The organism is Kosakonia sacchari SP1, from assembly GCF_000300455.3.
GTDB classification, from domain to species: Bacteria; Pseudomonadota; Gammaproteobacteria; order Enterobacterales; family Enterobacteriaceae; genus Kosakonia; species Kosakonia sacchari.
On the sequence record NZ_CP007215.2, the window covers coordinates 3,699,006 to 3,718,051 of the forward strand.

Sequence of the window (19,046 nt, forward strand, 5' to 3'; positions counted from 1 at the left end):
ATTATTCGTCAAGAATGGGAACGAAGCCCCGTAAATCATGCGCTTGCCGTCAAAGGGCATCTCGTTCCCCAACTCGCGCATTCGCGGGTCCGCCATGATTTTCTGATTCGCGGCGTCGCGTATCTCTTTTGACGGGTATTCAATCCAGCTGAATACCACCTCTTCGTTGTCTTCCGCTTTCACTGCCATGCGAAAGTCGGTGAAATTGCCGTCGGGAACATCGTCCGCCCAGCATTCGACAATTCGCGTGGCGCCAAACTCTTTAAACAGCGCGACAGACTTCGCCGCTAACTGGCGGTAGGCCTCTTTTTTATCCGCCGGTACGGCAACCACAAAACCATCAACATACTTCATGAGTTGACCTCCGAAGTGGCAGTGCGGCAGGACAGCCCCGCCGCATCAGGCCCGATAAGTTTAGTCTTGCCGCCAGCAAAAGGCGTAACGCACCTTGTCCGTGTTGAGAATAAACTCCGCCGACACACTTGGGCTCCAGGAGTCATCGCCGCCAACACCCATATGAAACGCATCGACATGCAACCAGCAACCGTCCTCTTCTCGCAGCAGATGATGATGCGTGGTTTCGCGCAGTTGCTCATCGCTGTAGCGCCCCAGCGAAAAGTGGAAATTGCCGTCCAGGCGATGCGCGCCATAGCGCAACATGCGCGTATCGCAACGCAGGCCATTCTCGCCGGGAAAAATATAGGGCGTATGCAGCGCGGCAAGCGGCAATGTCCACAATCCCTGGCGTGCTGCCAGTTTACGGTCGGGGTAGTTTTCATACGGCCCTAAGCCTAGCCAGCTTGCCTGTGCATGGTGTTCTGCGAGCTGACAAACCAGGCCGACACGCGCCGGTGGCGGAATATCGGTTGCCACCTGTACCTCCACGTCACCGTGCAATACACCGTGGCTATCAATGCGCCAGCGCTTGTGGCTGATAAAAGCCGTTTTCCCCGCGCCCACCCAGCAATGGCCCGTATAAATAACGACTTCAGCCGCCCCCTCTTCCGCCTCGCAATAGAGCAACTGCGCGTGCAGGTTATACATGCCAGCCGCTTTCCAGCGCTCCACCCAGGCGTTGGGGTCAATACGCGTCACTTCACTGATGCCGATATCGTTATCCAGCGGTGCACGGGCAAAACAGTCCGTGAGCGGTGTGGAAAGCGTTGGTTGCTCATCGCGCCACCACTGCACCAGGTTGCCGTTTTGCCGACAGAACTGCCAGCGCTGATGACCCGCGCTGATAGTGTAATCCTGTGCGTTCATCTGCAGTCTCGGTCGCGCACCTTTGACCTCGCGCGGCGCGATATACAACGGCGCGGGCAAACGCCACTGATCCCACGCGCAGAGGTGTTCCGCCGCCGACCAGCGTGTCGCTGCCCGCTGGTAAACCTCGACATTCAGCCACACTTCACCGGGTGCAGCATGCAGTTCAGGAAGCGTGAGCGCAATTTTCTGTTTTCCTTGCGGTGCGATATCGAGTACGGTTTCTCCCTGCGCCAGTACTTCGCCATCTCGCTCCACGCGCCAGCGCAGGTACTCGTTATCGCTGGCGCGGAACAAGTATTCGCTCTCCACCTCAATAACCAGCGGCTGCGTACTCAGCAGGCTGAACTGGAAAAATTGCTGGGCGCGCTGCGCTTCATACAGCGCCGGATGCGGTGTTCGGTCCGGGAAAACCAGCCCGTTCATACAGAACTGCCGGTCATTTGGCGTATCGCCAAAATCGCCGCCATACGCCCAGAACGGTTGTCCGTTCTCGTCCTTTTTCGTTAGCGCCTGGTCGACCCAATCCCAGACAAAGCCGCCCTGCAAGCGCGGTGCGGCGCGAAAGGCCTGCCAGTATTTGGCAAAGCCGCCAAAGCTGTTGCCCATCGCGTGGGCGTATTCACATAAAATCAGCGGGCGGGTTTCATCCGGCAAACCGATCCACTTTTTGATTGACCACTTTGGCACCGCCGGGAATGGCTGATCCTGGTCAACACGCGCATACATTGGGCAGATAATATCGGTCGCGGCGGTATTCGCCCCGCCACCTTCATACTGCACCGGGCGCGTCGGATCGGTGGTTTTCAGCCAGCGATAGAGCGCATCGTGGTTCGCGCCATGCCCCGACTCATTTCCCAGCGACCAGATGATGATCGACGGATGATTACGATCGCGTTGCACCATGCGGGTCACGCGTTCGCTCATTGCCGGAAGCCAGAGCGGATCATCAGCGAGACGGCTCATCGGCACCATTCCGTGGGTTTCGATATTGGCCTCATCCACCACATATAAACCGTACTCATCGCACAGCTGATACCACAGCGGGTGGTTGGGATAGTGAGAGCAGCGCACCGCATTAAAGTTATGCTGTTTCATGAGCTCAATATCGCGTCGCATGGTGGCTTCATCTATCGCCTGCCCGTTTTCCGGGTGGTGCTCGTGGCGGTTAACGCCACGGATCAGCAGCGGTTTACCGTTGAGTTTCAGCAAGCCGTTGCTGATTTCAACCTGGCGGAACCCGACATTACAGGCTTCCACCTCCAGTACATTTCCCTGCGCGTCGAGCAGGGTTAGCGTCAGGCGATAAAGATGCGGCGTTTCGGCGCTCCACAACAACGGGGAAGCCACCGGCAACGTGACGCTCAGACGCTCCGCCCAGCATCCGCGTTCATCAACCACTACGCTGCCCGGTGTTTGCTGCGTTTCGGCGATTTTTTCTTCCCCTCGCCATAACGCGAAAGCAACGCGGCAATCGGTAACTTCACCTTCAAGCCGGGCGTTAACCTGTAACTGCCCGTGAGTCAGTTGCGCATTTAGCTGCGTAACGTGGTGAAAATCAGCAATCCGCGTGGCCGGTTTATGTTGCAAAGAGACATCGCGAAAAATGCCGCTCATCCGCCACATATCCTGATCTTCCAGGTAGCTGCCATCGCACCAGCGCAATACCATCACCGCCAGCCGGTTCTCTCCGGCCTTGAGCGCCTGGCTCAAATCAAACTCCGCAGGCAGGCGGCTGTCCTGTGAGTAGCCGATCCATTGCCCGTTACACCACAGATAAAAAGCCGAGTTCACCCCATCAAAAACAATACGGGTTTGCCCGTGCGCCAGTTCTGATTCACTCATTTCAAATGTGAGCGAGTAACAACCTGTCGGATTTTGTTGCGGTACAAACGGGGGATTCACCGGAATCGGGTAAGTGACATTGGTATAAATCGGCGTATCGAAACCCTGCATTTGCCAGTTTGAAGGGACTGGCATTGCCACCGCATCAGAGCAATCTTTGTCGATCCAACCTGCAGATACCGCGTCTGGCGCAGCGAAAAAGCTGAATTGCCAGTAACCATTGAGTAAACGACGTGCGGGCGATGGCGAATTGTCGCGCGCAGAGACTTCATCGCGCCAGCTGCGCATCGGTGCATGCGCGGGTAAACGGTGCCACTGTGTGAGAACCGGGTTTTCCCAGTCGCGGCGGGAGAGAATCGAATTTAACGCGGAAGCGGACATAAAAACCTCATTTTGCGAAGCGCTCACAATTAAAGGAACAATGACGCATTTTTCACCACCGGTAAAGCGGGAAGCAGGATCAAAGCGAAGGCGATCACAAAAGTGTTAACGGCGACCCAGCATCGCGACCTGCTGCGCCAGTTCGTTTAAGCGCCTGGCAAGGGTTTCACCACTCAGTTTCTGTTGCCGGGCTGGCGCGGTGGAGTGTCGCTCGATGAGCATCACCGGCAACCGCGTTTGACCTGTGACATCGCTCCGGGCTGACGGGCTGAGTAGCCAGTCGACGCTTCGCTCCCCGGCCTCTTTAAACGTCTGGCGAATGGTGGTGAGCGGCGGGGAAAACCAGGCGCTGTCGGCGGTATCGTCATAACCCACCACAGAGATCTGCGCCGGTACATCAATTCCTTTCTCGACGCAGGCGCGGATAACGCCAAGCGCCATCTGATCGTTTGCCACCAGCACCGCGTCGGGTAACTGACGGCCCGCGAGCAAACTGTGCGCTTTTTCATAACCGGAAGCCGCGCTCCAGTCACCGTGCGCGCTGGCACAAGGCGTTAGACCCGCCTGCTGAAGTGCCGTCAGCCAACCGGCAAAACGGGTACGCGCGGAAACCGAGGTCTGCGGCCCGCCGAGTAACGCAATCTGACGGTGCCCCTGTGCCAGCAGATGTTCTACGCCAAGCCGCGCACCTTGCATGGCATCAAATACCAGGCTGTTCACCGCCGCCGTCTCGCCAACATCCAGAAACAACACGGGCGTGGGAGCCGCCTGCGCCGCGAGTTGTTGCGCCAGCGCATCATCAAGCGGCACGTTGATCAACACGCCTTCAACGCGCTGCGCCAGCAGTTCCTGTAAGGCAGCCGAGCAACTGGCTGCATCGTGCTGCTCCAGCATGGAGATGATCACACTGGCAGCAGCCTGCCCGGCGCGGGACTTTACCGCCGACGCAATTTGCGATGGCGCATGCAACGCCAGATCGGTTGTCAACAAACCGAGCGTTTTTGTACGTTTACCCGCCAGTTGCTGAGCGCCGCGATTGGGGATGTAATGCAGCTCCGCCATCGCAGCGAGTACTTTCTCACGCGTTCTTGTAGAGACATGCGCCGCATCGTTAATCACGCGCGAAACGGTCTGGTAAGAGACGCCCGCATGGCTGGCGACATCATAAAGAGTGATGGTTTTCATAGCGCTTCCCGGCTGCAAACAGTTTTCCAGTATACCCGGTTTGCAGGTCAGCGCCTGTGAGCGCTTCGGAGAAAAAACCAGACGGGACTAAATACAATCTAAATACAATCTAAATACAATCGAAGAATAATTTGCGGGAAAAGAAATAGCGACGAGCCACAAAAGGCTCGTCGGAAACATCATCCGTAATGTGCATTTGAGATGGTTACGTATTTTTATTATGAAACCACCATCACATTTTTTAATGCAATTAAAATGACAGTTTCATGACAAATACATTACTGCTGGCGTGGAATTGGAAAGCCTTTTATCGAAATAATAAAGCTGTGCCCTTCTTTTTTAATTTTCGCTCCGGCGTCACACCAGTCTGATGCGATGCGAAAAAACTCATCACTTCCGATATTCCAGTCCAGACGAACTTGTTTGACAAAACCTGAGCGTAGCATCTCACAGGCCTCGCCATAGTTGCTGGCGGTTGATAGCAGTTGTTGGCTCATTTTTTCTTCTTCAGAAGTTTACGTAACGCTTTAATTTCTTTAGGAGTTAACGGAGTAGAACTCTCTTCTTCGGTATGCTGGTTATCAATGTCGTCTTCCGATACTCCCGCCTCTTCTGCAGCCTGAAAAGCCAGCAGCAATAGCTTTTCTGTCGCGGTACCGAGATTTTCACTATTTACTTCTGCGTAATGACGAAGTTTCTCTTTTAGCGCTTCATCAATTTTGACGTTTAATACAGCACTGGCCATGATTATCCCTTCTTGTGTGAATAAACATGCTAATTAATACACGAACTTATGGAACTGATCCAGAAATATATTTCAGAATTATAACAACTTAAAAAAACCCCAGATTAATCTGCCTAAGAATTATGACAAAAAGATTAAATTAATATTTCAGTAAAATGACAAATAAACCTGCATAAATAAATATATCGACAATGAAATTTAAATATCCTGCCAGCCTCCTGCGGCTGACAGGTTTCAGCGATAAAGATTATTCCATTCGTCGCGCGTTATCTCCCAAAGCTCTGTGTCCAGTTCTCCGGAGACGTATTGCCCTTTCTCGCAACGAACCAGCCGCATTCCGCTACGTTCAGAAATCTTTTTCGAACGCGCATTCGCCACGGCTTTCGGTGCGCGCAGCACATCGCGATCGAGCACATTGAACCAGTAATCATTCACGGCATGGCAAGCTTCCGTCATATAGCCCTGCCCTTGCCACTCCGGTGCCAGCCAGAAACCGCGGTTATTGTCTGGCGTATTCATTAAGCAAATAACACCCATCAACTCCGCCGGTTCTGATTTGCGACGCAGCGTCCAAAACCAGCCTTCCCCTGCACGGTTTGCCGCCAGCGCAACATTATCGACATAATGCTGCGCGGCACCGTCCGGGTAGGGCCAGGGCACACTGGCAATCAGGTAACGCACAATTTCCCAGCGCGGAAAAATACGCTGTATTTGCGTGGCATCTTCCGATGCCAGCGGCTTGAGAAGAAGTCTTGCGGTTTCGAGCTCGGGTGTTGTCATTGACCATACTCCTTTGCAACGCCAACGGATGTTGTTGCACCAGAATCCCCTACCCGTTTTATAAAGTAAACCGCCCGTTTCACACCAAAATTGAGGGGATGAAGCGCGATGCACTTAATACACAGTTATAGCGCGGGCTCGCTTTGTGGCTCAGGCTTTAGCGTCGGTTTCTGACGAAACCACGGCAGGCAAAGCTGAATCAACGGGCCAATCGCCAGCGCGTAAACCACCGTACCCACGCCAACGGTTCCCCCCAGCAGCCAGCCGATGAACAGCACAGAAACTTCAATCGCCGTGCGGATAGTTCGCACCGACCAGCCGGTGCGCGCATGAATACCGGTCATTAACCCATCGCGCGGCCCGGCACCAAACCCCGCGCCAATGTACATTCCGGTCGCGATGGCATTCACCACCACGGCGCAAACCAGCAAAGTGCCCCGAGCCACCAGCGAATCCAGCACCGGCATCAACGACAGCGCGGCATCGGCGGCAAGGCCTAACACAATCACATTGCTGATCGTTCCCAATCCCGGCCGCTGGCGCAGCGGGATCCACAACAGCAGCACCAGCGCACCGGTCACGATCATCACCGTACCAATATCCAGCGATAACAGTTTCATCACGCCCAGGTGAAAAACGTTCCACGGATCCGCGCCCAGATCCGCGCGCACAAACATGGCGGTAGAAACGCCGTACAGAACCAGGCCTATATAAAGTTGAATTAATCGACGCAGCATTATTTTTCTCCGGTTGTTCAGGCTTTCATTTTTACCGGAAATGGACTTATTATTAATGTCCAGTTTTAAAATAGTGGACTGTATATGTCATCACGCCGCCTGGGTAGCCACTCTTTACACCGTCTGTTGGGACACTGGCAACAACCCGCTTCCCGTACGCCTTTATGGCGACAACTTGCCGACGCGCTGCGCCTGCTGATCCTTGATGGCAGACTGGCAATCGAGACACGCCTTCCCGGAGAGCGTGAACTGGCCTCAATGCTTGAGATCAGCCGCACAACGGTTGCCAGCGCACTGGCGCACCTGCGTGATGAAGGTTATCTGGAGAGCCGCCACGGCAGTGGCTCGCGTGTGATCCTGCCCGATAGCCGGGCGATCCCAACGCTTAGCACGGCGGGCACAGCGCTCGATCTCTCCACTGCCGCGCTCAGCGCTGGCCCGGAAATCCACCAGGCTTATACTCACGCGCTGGCGGCCATTCCGCCCTATCTTTCCCGCACCGGTTACGGGCAATTAGGTGTGCAGGCGCTGCGCGAAGCGATTGCCGCACGATACACCGTCCGCGGCTTGCCCACGCATGCTGATGAAGTGATGGTGGTCAATGGCGCGCTCAGCGGGCTGGCGCTGGTTCTGCGTATGCTGACCGGCCCAGGCGATCGCGTGGTGGTCGATCATCCGACCTATCCGCTGGCGATTGCCGCCATCCAGGGCGCGTCGTGCAGGCCGGTTGGCGTGTCCTTGCCGCAATCGGGCTGGGACACCGACGGTTTCGCAGCGACGCTGGCGCAGACCGCGCCACGGCTGGCGTACTTAATGCCTGATTATCACAACCCAACCGGCCGCTGTATGGATATCGCCACGCGGCAGGCCATCGTCAGCGTTGCCGCGCAAGCGCGCACCACCCTGGTGGTCGACGAAACGATGGTTGATTTGTGGTACGCGTCTCCGCCGCCACCGCCAATGGCAGCGTTTGATAGTAGCAGCACGGTCATTACGCTCGGTTCGGCGGGTAAAACGTTCTGGGGTGGGCTGCGTTTAGGGTGGATCCGCGCCTCATCGCGAACCATTGCCACGCTGGTGCAGACGCGCGATACGCTGGAACTCGGCTCACCGCTACTGGAACAGCTGGCGACGCTATGGCTGATGGAAAATGGCGAAAGCTTCCTGCCCGCGCGTCGTGACATGCTCAAAGCACGACGCGATCGCTGTGCGGCGTTGCTGCGGGAACATTTCCCCGACTGGCGTTTTTCGCTGCCGGAAGGCGGCCTCTCTTTCTGGATAGAGCTGCCCGATATGCTGGCAACGCAGTTTGCCGCACGCGCAGAAACGATTGGTATCCATCTCGGCGCTGGCCCGCGCTTTGGGCTGACGGGGGCGTTTGAGCGCTATTTGCGCATCCCTTTCGCGCTGGATTCCCGTGAGCTGGAAAATGCACTGCTGCGACTCAAACCTTTGTGGCTGGCGCTTCGCGAAACGGAAGCGCCATTTAAGCGTAGCGTGGTGTAAAACTCAGGCCGCAGGCGGCGTCAGCGGTTTTATCGACTGGCTGTTAACCCAGCCAGTGGTGCTTTTTCCTGACTCGCTAATAAACTGGATCTGTGTCCAGCCTTTCCCGGTTTTCAGCACACCGACAACATCATCTTTGACAATCCACGCTTTGCGACGCGTGCTGACATCCGGTGTGTTGCTGAGATAAACCCGCTCATCAACCACTTCGGCAAGAGAAACCCACTGTGTAGACTGGGTTTTACTCAGTGCAATCCCCTCGTTGATTTGCGGCACCATCACATTCATGCAGCCGTCATGGTTTTGCCCGTTCGCAATCTTCAATGTCACGCCGTCCGCCGTGGCAGAAAGATGTCCCGGCAGCACATCAGAAGACCAGCTGGATATTTCCGCTTCCCCGTTCGGAGACACGTTACCCGCCAGCGCAAACGCGCAATTTCGCGTCACGCCAACCCCCATCGTTTCAGAGTAGTAGCCCGTGACCTGCCCGGAGGGTGACACCGCCAGTTGCAACTCTTCATAAACTCCCGACTGCAATGTGGCGGCAAAAGGTGCTGTCGATACCGATAACGTCACTGCCAATACGATGTTGCGCATACTCCCTGCCCTTTTATCAGAATTATTTTTGCGGCTACAGCGTACCGTTTCTGCATAAAAACATCACCAGTGAACCCACGCGTTTTCCCCCACCAAAAAAGGTAAAAAAGGCTAAGGTTGAAAGACCCGTTTGATTTGCTCTGTGAGGAAAGCGATGGCGGAAAAATTAATGGCGCAGTGTCACTGCGGTACGGTGGCGTTTTCTGTGCAGCTTTCGGACGGTTTTAACACCGTGCGACGCTGTAATTGCTCTTTTTGCCGAATGCGCGGCGCAGTTGCCGTGTCGGCCCCGCTCTCGGGCATTGAGGTTGTTAAAGGCAAAGATAAATTGACCGAGTATCGCTTTAACACCGGCACCGCCGTGCACTATTTTTGCTCGGTTTGCGGTATCTATACGTTTCACCAGCGGCGATCTAACCCGGATCAATACGGCGTGAATGTGGCATGCATTGAAGGAGTCTCGCCCTTCGATTTTGAGCAAATTCCGGTTTCAGAAGGTGTTCATCACCCTTCGGATGGCGGAAAAGATAGCATTGCGGGGTATTTGCGTTATTCACGCGAGTGAGAAAAACAAAGGAAGCAGAATTGGGTGGGGGCCCTGCCAGCTAAGGTTTTTCGAACTGGACTGACCCCGCCCCGGTAGACGATCCTGCCCTATAGTTTGAGCATAGGAGGAGCGTATGGGCACACCACGATTTACACCTGAATTTAAGGAAGAAGCCGTCCGTCAGATAACGGAACGCGGTTATTCCGTCGCCGAAGTTTCTGACCGGCTGGGCGTTTCAGCACACAGTCTCTATAAGTGGTTACGGGCTATTAAACCCGATAACAGCGAGCAGCATGCCCGTGATTTACTGGAAGCGAAAAGCGAGATCCTGAAGCTCAGGGCCCAACTGAAGCGCACTGAGGAAGAACGGGACATACTGAAAAAGGCCGCGCGGTACTTTGCAAGGGAGCCCGACTGAAGTACCGCTTTATCAATGAGCACCGCACTGTATGGGGTGTCATGACGATGTGTCGGGTGTTGTGCGTTGCCCGGGCCGGGTTTTATGCGTGGCTGCATAACCCGGTCTCCGCGCGGGATAAAGATAACCAGCGTCTGCTGACGCTTATCCGTGACTCCTATTCACTGAGCGGAGGCGTATACGGTTACCGCCGGGTTCATGGCGACCTGAACGAAATCGGGGAAATCTGCGGTAAAAATCGGGTGGGCCGTATTATGCAACTGAACCGGATTAAAGCCGTGCGCGGCTATAAAGCTCCGCGTCGTATCGCCGGCAGACCTTCAGTGGTTGCGCCTAATCGTGTGCAGCGGCAGTTTACCGTTGTCCGGGCCAATCAGGTCTGGGTAACCGACATTACCTATATCCGCACCTGGCAGGGCTGGTTATATCTGGCGGTGGTTATCGATCTCTTCGCCCGTAACGTGGTGGGCTGGTCGATGAAACCCACTCTCTCACGCGAACTGGCGCTGGATGCGCTCATGATGGCCGTGTGGCGACGAAAACCGGACGGCGAGGTTATCGTACACAGCGATCAGGGCAGCCAGTACGGCAGCGACGACTGGCAGCGCTTCTGCCGGGCCAATAACCTGGCCCCGAGCATGAGCCGGCGTGGCAACTGCTGGGATAATGCGGTAGCGGAGTCGTTCTTCAGTTCGCTGAAAAAAGAACGGATCAGAAAGCGCATCTATAAAACCCGGGATCTGGCCCGGGCCGATATCTTCGATTACATTGAAGTGTTCTACAACCGGGCCCGGCGCCACAGCCATCTCGGCGGCGTCAGTCCGGAGGCCTTTGAACAGGCCTCGTCGTGAGGACAGGAAATGTCTACTGTTGTGGGGTCAGTCCACTCTTGAGGCTCTTGAATGCCTTCTTCTGTTGTGGCTGTTGGAAGGAAGCAGACAGGGTTGCAGTGTGTGCCGGGATGGACTGCGGAACGCAGTGGAAAGGTTGTGAGGCGAGATATTTCTCCACACGGAGCAAGGCTTCACGCCTGGAACGTGTGCGAAGAGAAATACGAATTTCACGGCGTTTCCGAGATGTCAGGTAGACCCTACGGTAGTACCAGATCCCGTGACGGGAAAGCATAAGATGCGACATTGATTAGCGTCCTAAGTGATACACAAAAGTTGTATCACCGCCGTTTCAATGCACGAAAAACAGGGGTAACATGATGGATATCATGCACTTAGCACAAATTGGTGGGGGCCCTGCCAGCTACATCCCGGCACACACGTCATCTGCCCTGGCTGCTTCCTTCCGGACCTGACCTGGTGAACAGAGTAGCGTTGCGGAAGAACCAACAGAGCCCCCATTGAGAGCGTTGTTAACCAACGCGCTGGCGCATTATCCCTATCCGGGATGGCAATTGCAAGCCGCGCCGGGGTGGATGCTGGTTTCTTGCGCAATCCTCTCTTCACAGCACACGATTCGCTGTTTATGCTGCCTCTTCTTCGTTCAGGACATCAACATCACAATGGATACACAGGACTCTTTCCCGCAGCGGGTGTGGCAAATCGTTGCCGCCATACCCGAAGGCTATGTCACGACCTATGGCGATGTGGCGAAACTGGCTGGTTCACCGCGCGCGGCGCGCCAGGTGGGCGGCGTGCTAAAACGCTTACCGGAAGGTAGCACGTTACCGTGGCATCGGGTGGTGAATCGTCATGGTTGTATCTCGCTGACCGGGCCGGATTTACAGCGTCAGCGCCAGGCGCTGCTGGCGGAAGGCGTGGTGGTATCGGGAAGTGGACAAATCGATTTACAGCACTATCGTTGGATTTATTAAGGCTCCTCCCGGCCGGGAGGAGCACAATCAGATTAGTACTGCGTCGGCGCAGGTGTCGCTTCCGACGGGTTTACCTGCGTCGGAGAAGTGGAAGGCACTGTTGTTGCCGCCCCACCACTTTGTTGCAGCGGCACAGCGGTTTGCTGTACCGGCACCAGCGTCAGGTCAACTTTCGTACCGCCCTGGTTGATAACCGGCTTAACCGTATCGGTAATAAAGACGATTTTGTTGTCAATGGTAATCGCCGCGCTCAGCAGGATGCGGGCGTTCGGCTGAATATCCGCCGGGTTAAATGGCAGCACAAAGCTAAACGGTGACTGTTTACCTTCCGTACGGACGGCTTTCTGCGCCAGTACTTTCGACGGCGCATCTGCCTGCGAGGCATCAGAAACCGTCACGGTGAGTACCGCGTCTGGCGGCAGCGCCACTTTCTGACGGATCCAAACCGTACCCGAAACATTCGGTTGAGCGATTGCCGGTTTATTTGTTGCCGCAGGTGCATTTGGGTTAGGTGCAGGTGTCGGAATATCGCCGCCCTTTTGGGCGCAGGCAGACAGCGCGACCGCGACTGCTAAACCACTTAACATGTGCACGAGTTTCATTGATTTCTCCTTATCTTCAATGCACCGGCAGGCGTTTCGCCCGCCAGGATGTGTGGTCAAACCATCGTAACCTGAACAAGTGTGGCACACGTGCCGGATATATTCCTGCAAACAGCCATCTATTCAGATTATTGAACCCATCGGACCAGCAATTTTTCCAGGTTATACTATTCGGATAATTCGCTCCGTCAGCCGTTATTATTTTGAGGAAATTTATGAGTCAGGCGTTATCCAATCTGCTGGCATTACTGAACCTGGAAAAAATTGAAGAGGGCTTGTTTCGCGGGCAGAGCGAAGATCTCGGCTTGCGCCAGGTTTTTGGCGGTCAGGTCGTAGGTCAGGCCTTGTACGCCGCCAAAGAGACCGTTCCTGCCGAGCGCCTGGTGCATTCATTCCACAGTTATTTTTTACGTCCGGGCGATAGTGAAAAACCGATTGTTTATGACGTGGAAGTGTTACGTGATGGCAACAGTTTCAGCGCCCGACGCGTTGCGGCCATCCAGAACGGTAAACCCATTTTCTACATGACCGCGTCGTTCCAGGCACCGGAACCCGGCTACGAGCACCAAAAAACGATGCCGCAGGCACCGTCGCCGGATTCGCTGCAATCCGAAACGGATATCGCCCGCGCGCTTGCCCATTTATTGCCACCGCAGGCCAAAGAGAAATTTCTCAGTGATAAACCACTGGAGATCCGCCCGGTTGAGTTTCATAACCCGCTGAAAGGACACGTTGCCGCTCCCACCCGCCAGGTATGGATCCGCGCAAACGGCACGGTGCCGGACGATTTCCGCGTACATCAATATCTGCTTGGCTATGCCTCGGACTTTAACTTCCTGCCGGTTGCGCTTCAGCCGCACGGCGTGGGCTTCCTTGAGCGAGGTATGCAGGTTGCCACCATTGACCACTCAATGTGGTTCCATCGCCCGTTTAATATGAACGAGTGGTTGCTCTACAGTGTGGAAAGCACCTCAGCCTCCAGCGCTCGCGGTTTTGTGCGCGGTGAGTTCTATACGCAAGAAGGTGTGCTGGTCGCGTCCAGCGTGCAGGAAGGCGTCATGCGCAATCGCAACTAACTGCGCTTTAAATGCTTTAAAAAAGAAAAGCCTCCGATCGGAGGCTTTTTTATGCTCAGGAGATAACTCAACGTAATCAGGCGTTATAGGCGTTTTCGCCGTGGCTGTTCACATCCAGCCCTTCACGCTCTTGCTCTTCCGGTACGCGCAGGCCTACCGTCATGTCCGCCAGTTTGTAACCAATAAAGGCCACCACGCCAGACCACACGATAGTGATGGCAACGCTTTCCAGCTGTACCAGTACCTGATGGCCCATGGTCACCCCTTCAGCGAAACCGACACCGCCCAGCGACGTAGACGCGAAGATACCGGTCAGGATACAGCCCACGATGCCGCACACGCCGTGCACACCGAAGACATCGCACGGGTCATCAACACGCAACATACGTTTCAGCGCAGTAACGCCCCACAGCCCAGCCAGACCGGCAATCAGACCCACAATCAGCGCGCCGCCGACACCCACATAACCACAGGCCGGCGTGATACCAACCAGACCCGCGATGGCACCAGAACAAGCACCGAGCAGAGACGGCTTGCCGCGCATTGCCCATTCGCCAAATACCCACGCCAGAATAGCGGCCGCAGTAGCAACGACAGTGTTCACGAAGGCCAGCGCCGCGATTTCGTTCGCCGAGCTTGCAGAGCCAGCGTTGAAGCCAAACCAGCCAACATAGAGGATAGCGGTACCAGTGAAGACCATCGGCAGGTTATGCGGTTTGAATGCTTCTTTGCCAAAGCCCACGCGTTTGCCAATCAGGTAAGCCCCCACCAGACCTGCGATCGCGGCGTTGATGTGAACAACCGTACCGCCCGCGAAATCCAGCGCGCCGTGGGTTGCCAGCAGACCGCCGCCCCAGACCATGTGTGCAATCGGCACGTAAGAGAGCGTCAGCCATACTACTACAAAAATCAGCACCGCAGAGAAGCGAATACGCTCAGCCAGCGCGCCGACAATGAGGCCAACGGTGATACAAGCAAAGGAGCCCTGGAACGCCACGTGGATATACTGATAAATGCTGCCCATCACGGCTTTCAATTCGATGTTTTTTAACATCGCCCAGTTGAAGCTGCCGAAGAAGCTGTTGCCCTCGCCAAATGCCAGAGAGTAGCCGTAAACCACCCACAGGATGCACACCAGAGCGAAGGTGACGGCAACCTGCGTCAGCATCGACAGCACGTTTTTACCGCGGATCAAACCGCCGTAGAACAGCGCAATGCCCGGAATGGTCATAAATAGCACCAGCGCGGTGCAAATCATCATAAAGCCGTTGTCGGCTTTATCCGCCACAGCGGGAGCCGCCATCGCCAGGCCTGGCAGTAACGCCAGCGAAGCAAGAGCTGTTTTTACTGTTGTGTTTTTCATTGTTCCGATCCCCATCACTGTGTGTCTTGTATTACAGTGCCGCTTCGTCGGCTTCGCCGGTACGAATACGAATGACGCGTTGCAGCTCGGCAACGAAAATTTTGCCGTCGCCAATTTTTCCGGTGTAGGCCGCTTTGCTGATCACATCGATCACTTCATCGAGTTGATCGTCGGCGATCGCCACATCAATTTTTACTTTTGGCAGGAAATTGACGCTATATTCCGCACCGCGGTACAGCTCAGCGTGACCCTTCTGACGGCCAAAGCCTTTCACTTCAGTTACGGTCAGCCCTTGAATACCAATAGAAGAAAGCGCTTCACGCACGTCTTCAAGTTTGAATGGCTTAATCACCACGGTAACCAGCTTCATAGATCCCCCTCCAGTCGAATTCGATAATGGCCGCAGCTAACACGCAACAAACATTGCAATCGTTGTGCCAGGAATGAAAAGAGGGAGGATTTCAGGCCGTTAGTGCGCCCGGACGGGCAGCGTCAGAAAGGGAAAAAAGTCTGCATGAGATTCGGTATGTAAAGCGCAAAGAAAAACGCACCATGACAGTGCATGGTGCGTTACTTTTTTGCACCAACAGAGATTCCCTGAAAGTGCGTGCTTAATTTTGGTGCATCAGGCGATAAGCGACTCTTCACGTGCGCTGGCAGCCAGCTCTTCGCCGGCAAGCTGTAACTGATACATCTGCCAGTAACGGCCTTTCGCTTCAAGCAGTTGCTGATGTGTGCCGCGCTCAACCGCCTGCCCGCGATGCAATACCAGGATCGTTTCTGCTTCAACAATGGTCGATAAGCGGTGGGCGATCACCACCAGCGTCGTATGCTCACGCACGGCCGCCAGCGCGTGCTGAATCGCCTGTTCGGTGCCGGAGTCAATGTTCGCTGTCGCCTCATCCAGAATCAGGATCTGCGGTGTATCGACCAGCACGCGCGCCAGCGCCAGCAGTTGCTTTTGTCCCACCGAGAGGTTATTACCCTGCTCGCCCAACCGGGTGTAAATGCCGTCGCTCATCGTACGCGCCAGTTCCGCCAGTTGCACCGTTTCCAGCGCTTTCCACACCTGATCTTCGCTGATCTCACGTCCCAGTGTGACATTGGCAAAAAAGCTGTCCGCCAGCACCACCGGATCCTGCTGCACCATCGCTATACCTTTGCGCAGCGGCGCGTGCCCTAATGCAGAAAGAGGACGCCCGTCCAGACGGATCTCCCCTTTCGTCAGAGGGTAATAGCCCATTAACAGGCTGGCCAGCGTACTTTTCCCGCTGCCGGTGTGTCCGACCAGCGCGACAAAGCTGCGCGGTTCAACGTGCAGGGAGATATCCTGCAACACCAGTTGATCGTCGCGGTAAGCAAAAGAGAGATTGTCGATGTCAATAGACCCGCTTTGTAGCGGCGCGTCATCGTAACCATAAGTCTGGCGCGGCCTGTCCATCAGTTCGAACACGCGCTCGCCGGCGACGACTGCCTGCTGCAACATCGACTGCTGCGTTGTCAGCTCAATCAGCGGCTCGTTAAGACGCCCGAGATAACTGATAAAGGCGTACAGCACACCGACTTCTACCGTGCCTACGGACGAGAAACCAAACAGCATCAGCAAGCCACACAGCACCAGCGCGGAGAAAAGGCTCAACAATGGACGCAGCAAAAAGCCGTCCAGCCGCAGGGTTTGCATACGAGCGATATAGTGCGAACGGCTGGATTCGCTCATGCGTTCCCCAAAACGCGCCTGCTGACGGAACTGCTGAATAACGCTCATACCGTTGATGATTTCGTTGAAACCATCGTTGATATCCGCCAGATAAGCTCGCATACGCCGCACAATGGGCGTGCTGTAACGCTGGTAAAGCAGCATCACTATTAACACCGCCGGGAAAATTGCCATCGCCACCAGCGCCATACGCCAGTCGAGGCTGAACATCGCCACCAGCATCGCGCCAATCAGCGCCGCGCTGCGTAACACCGTTGCCACCACCGTGACGTAGAGATCGCGGATCACTTCAGTATCGTTGGTCACACGCGAAATAATTTGCCCGACGGGCTGGGTATCGAACGCGCTAAGCGGCTGGCGCAGGGCGGCGTCCATCACATCGGTACGCAACTGTTGCACGACGCCGACCGCCGCCTGGTTAAACAGCAGCGCTTGCGCATAATGCAGCAGGGCCGCCAGCAGTTGCAGGCCGATATAGACCGCCGCCATCCCGGCAACCACGCCGAGCGGCAGAGAGTTTTTCGCCACCATATTATCGATAAAGTAGCTGATCAGCGCCGGGCCAGAGACTTCGGCAATCGCCGCGATCCACAGCATCAGTACCGCTTTCGCCAACGGTTTGCGCCACGGTGAGCCATATTTCAGCAGGCGTTTAAGCGTTGGCCACTGTTTGGTGAAATTACGCATCAACCGCCTCCTGAGGCACATCATTCAGCGCCGCTTCCAGTTGCTGATAGCGATACATATCGCGATACCAGCCGGGCTGGCGCGCCAGTTGTTCGTGCTGGCCGCGTTGCGCGATGTGTCCATGCTGCATGACGATAATCTCACTGGCTTCAGTCAGCGCCGACAGACGATGCGCGCTGATAATAACGGTGCGTCCTTCGCCCCACTGGCGCAAATTATGCAAAATCTGGTGTTCAGTACGCCCATCCACGGCGGAGAGCGCATCATCAAGGATTAAAATCTCCGCATTCAGCAGCAGCGCACGGGCAATCGAGATTCGCTGCTTTTGCCCGCCGGAGAGCATCACGCCGCGCTCACCCACTTCGGTGTCATATCCCTGCGGCAGGCGCAGGATATCCTCGTGCACGCTGGCAAGTTTCGCCACATGCTCGATCTCCTCCTGCGTCGCACCGGGTTTACCCAGCGCAATATTGTTGCCCACGGTATCGGAGAAAAGGAAAGGCGTCTGGTTGACCACCGCCAGGCGGCTGCGCCAGGCGTCCAGTTGCAGGCGCGTCAGGGGGATATCGTGAAAACGGATGTCGCCCTGCTCAACATCGAAATGGCGCTGAATCAGAGAAAGCAATGTGGTTTTCCCGGCGCCTGTCGGGCCGCAAATGCCCAACATCTGGCCCGGTGCCAGCGTCACAGCCACATTGTTGAGCGTCGCGCTCTCGGTCTGCGGGTAACGAAATTCACGGATCGCGATATGCAAGTTACCGCGCCCTTCCGGCACGGGGTCGGAGCCGTCATTCACAACCGGTGCTTCCGCCAGCATATCGCGGATGCGACTGTAAGCCGCGCTGCCGCGCTCGACGATATTAAACATCCACGCCAGCGCCAGCATCGGCCAAATCATCAGCCCCAGATACATAGCGAAGCTGGTCAACTGGCCGAGCGTTAAGGAGTCGTGCACCACCATCCAGCTACCGCCGCCAATAGCCAGCATGTTCGCCATACCAATGGCGATATAAATAGTGGGATCGAAACGGGCATCAACGCGGGCCACGCGCATGTTTTTCGCGCCGGTGTCAGCCGCCTCACGGCTGAACAGTGCGGACTGGCGATCCTCCAGGCCGAACGCTTTGATCATGCGAATGCTGGTCATGCTCTCCTGGGTTCGATCGTTTAACGCAGAAAACGCCGCCTGCGCCAGCTTAAAGCGCTGATGCAACTGATCGCCGTAACGCTTGATAACCAGCGCCATAATAGGCATCGGTAATAGTGACAATAACGTGAGCTGCCAGCTGATTTGCGTTGACATCACCACCAGCACTACGCAGCCCATCACCAGCGAATCCACCAGCGTCAACACCCCTTCGCCCGCGGCAAAAACGACGCGATCGACATCGTTGGTCGCGCGCGCCATCAAATCACCGGTGCGGTGACGGAGATAAAATTCCGGGTGTTGTCGGCTCAACTGGCGGTAAAAATCTTCCCGCAACTCAACAGCCAGTTGATAGGATGCGCCGAACAGCCAGACGCGCCAGACGTAGCGCAGCAAGTAGGTGACGATCGCAACGGCGACCAAAACCCCCACCCACATCCACACTTGTTGCGTGGTGAAGTGCTGTTTGGTGACGCCATCCACCACAATCCCCACCACTTTGGGCGGAATAAGCTGCAAGATAGCAATAATAATAAGTAAGGCGACAGCCCCGAGATAGCGTTGCCATTCCCGGCGAAAGTACCAGCCTAACTGAGCAAATAATCGCACGCGGTAACATCCTGAA

The 19,046-nt window shown here is 55.6% G+C and carries 17 protein-coding genes, 1 other RNA gene and 1 pseudogene; 5 read left to right on the plus strand and 14 right to left on the minus strand.

The annotated features are described in order from the left end of the window. Position 1: 1 nt before the first annotated feature. The 7 genes and pseudogenes from C813_RS40540 to yczE all read right to left on the minus strand — a co-directional run bounded on the left by C813_RS40540 (position 2) and on the right by yczE (position 6,936). Positions 2–354 (minus strand): annotated as a pseudogene (locus tag C813_RS40540) (DUF1428 domain-containing protein). Positions 355–414: 60 nt separating this feature from the next. Beyond that, a complete protein-coding gene (locus C813_RS40545; RefSeq protein ID WP_017459973.1) occupies positions 415–3,489 on the minus strand; it encodes a beta-galactosidase in 3,075 nt (1,024 codons plus the stop codon). A 105-nt stretch (positions 3,490–3,594) separates the two neighbouring features. Next, positions 3,595–4,674 (minus strand): LacI family DNA-binding transcriptional regulator, encoded by a 1,080-nt coding sequence (locus C813_RS40550; protein ID WP_017459972.1) that lies wholly within the window; start codon positions 4,672–4,674, stop codon positions 3,595–3,597. Positions 4,675–4,952: 278 nt separating this feature from the next. Then, the gene (locus tag C813_RS40555) at positions 4,953–5,171 is read right to left on the minus strand and encodes a hypothetical protein (RefSeq protein ID WP_017459971.1); all 219 of its coding nucleotides are present in this window, start codon (positions 5,169–5,171) and stop codon (positions 4,953–4,955) included. Then, positions 5,168–5,419 (minus strand): hypothetical protein, encoded by a 252-nt coding sequence (locus C813_RS40560; protein ID WP_017459970.1) that lies wholly within the window; start codon positions 5,417–5,419, stop codon positions 5,168–5,170. Before C813_RS40560 ends, C813_RS40555 begins: the two co-directional genes overlap by 4 nt. Positions 5,420–5,653: 234 nt before the next feature. Further along, a complete protein-coding gene (locus C813_RS40565; protein WP_017459969.1) occupies positions 5,654–6,199 on the minus strand; it encodes a GNAT family N-acetyltransferase in 546 nt (181 codons plus the stop codon). A 125-nt stretch (positions 6,200–6,324) separates the two neighbouring features. Beyond that, positions 6,325–6,936 (minus strand): membrane protein YczE, encoded by a 612-nt coding sequence (gene yczE, locus C813_RS46875; RefSeq protein ID WP_017459968.1) that lies wholly within the window; start codon positions 6,934–6,936, stop codon positions 6,325–6,327. 84 nt (positions 6,937–7,020) lie between these two features. On the opposite strand from yczE, the gene yczR reads away from it, so the two are divergent. Further along, positions 7,021–8,442 (plus strand): MocR-like transcription factor YczR, encoded by a 1,422-nt coding sequence (yczR, locus tag C813_RS40575; protein ID WP_017459967.1) that lies wholly within the window; start codon positions 7,021–7,023, stop codon positions 8,440–8,442. A gap of 3 nt (positions 8,443–8,445) precedes the next feature. Here the strand turns inward: yczR and C813_RS40580 are convergent, their stop codons facing one another. Then, entirely contained in the window at positions 8,446–9,039 is a 594-nt protein-coding gene (locus C813_RS40580) for a hypothetical protein (RefSeq protein ID WP_017459966.1), read from the minus strand. A gap of 154 nt (positions 9,040–9,193) precedes the next feature. Between C813_RS40580 and C813_RS40585 the strand changes: the two genes are divergently transcribed. Next, entirely contained in the window at positions 9,194–9,604 is a 411-nt protein-coding gene (locus tag C813_RS40585; protein WP_017459965.1) for a GFA family protein, read from the plus strand. A 115-nt stretch (positions 9,605–9,719) separates the two neighbouring features. Then, a protein-coding gene (locus C813_RS40595; protein ID WP_202969604.1) for an IS3 family transposase occupies positions 9,720–10,855 on the plus strand; the annotation gives its coding sequence in 2 pieces (ribosomal slippage) (positions 9,720–9,966 and positions 9,966–10,855; 1,137 coding nt in all). Between the two features lie 394 nt (positions 10,856–11,249). Here C813_RS40595 and ffs read toward each other — a convergent pair. Further along, positions 11,250–11,346, minus strand: an RNA gene (gene ffs / locus C813_RS40600) — signal recognition particle sRNA small type. Positions 11,347–11,517: 171 nt separating this feature from the next. Here ffs and C813_RS40605 point away from each other — a divergent pair. After that, on the plus strand, positions 11,518–11,829 hold the full coding sequence (locus C813_RS40605; RefSeq protein WP_017458903.1) for an MGMT family protein: 312 nt from the start codon (positions 11,518–11,520) through the stop codon (positions 11,827–11,829). A 32-nt stretch (positions 11,830–11,861) separates the two neighbouring features. Here the strand turns inward: C813_RS40605 and C813_RS40610 are convergent, their stop codons facing one another. Further along, positions 11,862–12,431 (minus strand): YbaY family lipoprotein, encoded by a 570-nt coding sequence (locus tag C813_RS40610; protein WP_017458902.1) that lies wholly within the window; start codon positions 12,429–12,431, stop codon positions 11,862–11,864. A 215-nt stretch (positions 12,432–12,646) separates the two neighbouring features. On the opposite strand from C813_RS40610, the gene tesB reads away from it, so the two are divergent. After that, the gene (tesB, locus tag C813_RS40615; protein ID WP_017458901.1) at positions 12,647–13,507 is read left to right on the plus strand and encodes an acyl-CoA thioesterase II; all 861 of its coding nucleotides are present in this window, start codon (positions 12,647–12,649) and stop codon (positions 13,505–13,507) included. A gap of 76 nt (positions 13,508–13,583) precedes the next feature. Here tesB and amtB read toward each other — a convergent pair whose 3' ends face one another. The 4 genes from amtB to C813_RS40635 all read right to left on the minus strand — a co-directional run bounded on the left by amtB (position 13,584) and on the right by C813_RS40635 (position 19,030). Then, entirely contained in the window at positions 13,584–14,870 is a 1,287-nt protein-coding gene (gene amtB / locus C813_RS40620; protein ID WP_017458900.1) for an ammonium transporter AmtB, read from the minus strand. Between the two features lie 31 nt (positions 14,871–14,901). Beyond that, entirely contained in the window at positions 14,902–15,240 is a 339-nt protein-coding gene (gene glnK, locus C813_RS40625; RefSeq protein ID WP_002891893.1) for a P-II family nitrogen regulator, read from the minus strand. Between the two features lie 255 nt (positions 15,241–15,495). Beyond that, positions 15,496–17,274 (minus strand): SmdB family multidrug efflux ABC transporter permease/ATP-binding protein, encoded by a 1,779-nt coding sequence (locus C813_RS40630; RefSeq protein WP_017458899.1) that lies wholly within the window; start codon positions 17,272–17,274, stop codon positions 15,496–15,498. Further along, positions 17,267–19,030, minus strand: a complete 1,764-nt coding sequence (locus C813_RS40635; RefSeq protein WP_017458898.1) for a SmdA family multidrug ABC transporter permease/ATP-binding protein — start codon at positions 19,028–19,030, stop codon at positions 17,267–17,269. Before C813_RS40635 ends, C813_RS40630 begins: the two co-directional genes overlap by 8 nt. Positions 19,031–19,046 lie beyond the last annotated feature (16 nt).

Coding starts and splice junctions, on each gene's coding strand:
- C813_RS40585 (WP_017459965.1), top strand. CDS start 9,194: ATGGCGGAAAAATTAATGGCGCAGTGTCACTGCGGTACGGTGGCGTTT.
- C813_RS40545 (WP_017459973.1), bottom strand. CDS start 3,489: ATGTCCGCTTCCGCGTTAAATTCGATTCTCTCCCGCCGCGACTGGGAA.
- yczE (WP_017459968.1), bottom strand. CDS start 6,936: ATGCTGCGTCGATTAATTCAACTTTATATAGGCCTGGTTCTGTACGGC.
- C813_RS40550 (WP_017459972.1), bottom strand. CDS start 4,674: ATGAAAACCATCACTCTTTATGATGTCGCCAGCCATGCGGGCGTCTCT.
- tesB (WP_017458901.1), top strand. CDS start 12,647: ATGAGTCAGGCGTTATCCAATCTGCTGGCATTACTGAACCTGGAAAAA.
- C813_RS40605 (WP_017458903.1), top strand. CDS start 11,518: ATGGATACACAGGACTCTTTCCCGCAGCGGGTGTGGCAAATCGTTGCC.
- C813_RS40630 (WP_017458899.1), bottom strand. CDS start 17,274: ATGCGTAATTTCACCAAACAGTGGCCAACGCTTAAACGCCTGCTGAAA.
- glnK (WP_002891893.1), bottom strand. CDS start 15,240: ATGAAGCTGGTTACCGTGGTGATTAAGCCATTCAAACTTGAAGACGTG.
- yczR (WP_017459967.1), top strand. CDS start 7,021: ATGTCATCACGCCGCCTGGGTAGCCACTCTTTACACCGTCTGTTGGGA.
- C813_RS40560 (WP_017459970.1), bottom strand. CDS start 5,419: ATGGCCAGTGCTGTATTAAACGTCAAAATTGATGAAGCGCTAAAAGAG.
- C813_RS40610 (WP_017458902.1), bottom strand. CDS start 12,431: ATGAAACTCGTGCACATGTTAAGTGGTTTAGCAGTCGCGGTCGCGCTG.
- C813_RS40555 (WP_017459971.1), bottom strand. CDS start 5,171: ATGAGCCAACAACTGCTATCAACCGCCAGCAACTATGGCGAGGCCTGT.
- amtB (WP_017458900.1), bottom strand. CDS start 14,870: ATGAAAAACACAACAGTAAAAACAGCTCTTGCTTCGCTGGCGTTACTG.
- C813_RS40565 (WP_017459969.1), bottom strand. CDS start 6,199: ATGACAACACCCGAGCTCGAAACCGCAAGACTTCTTCTCAAGCCGCTG.
- C813_RS40580 (WP_017459966.1), bottom strand. CDS start 9,039: ATGCGCAACATCGTATTGGCAGTGACGTTATCGGTATCGACAGCACCT.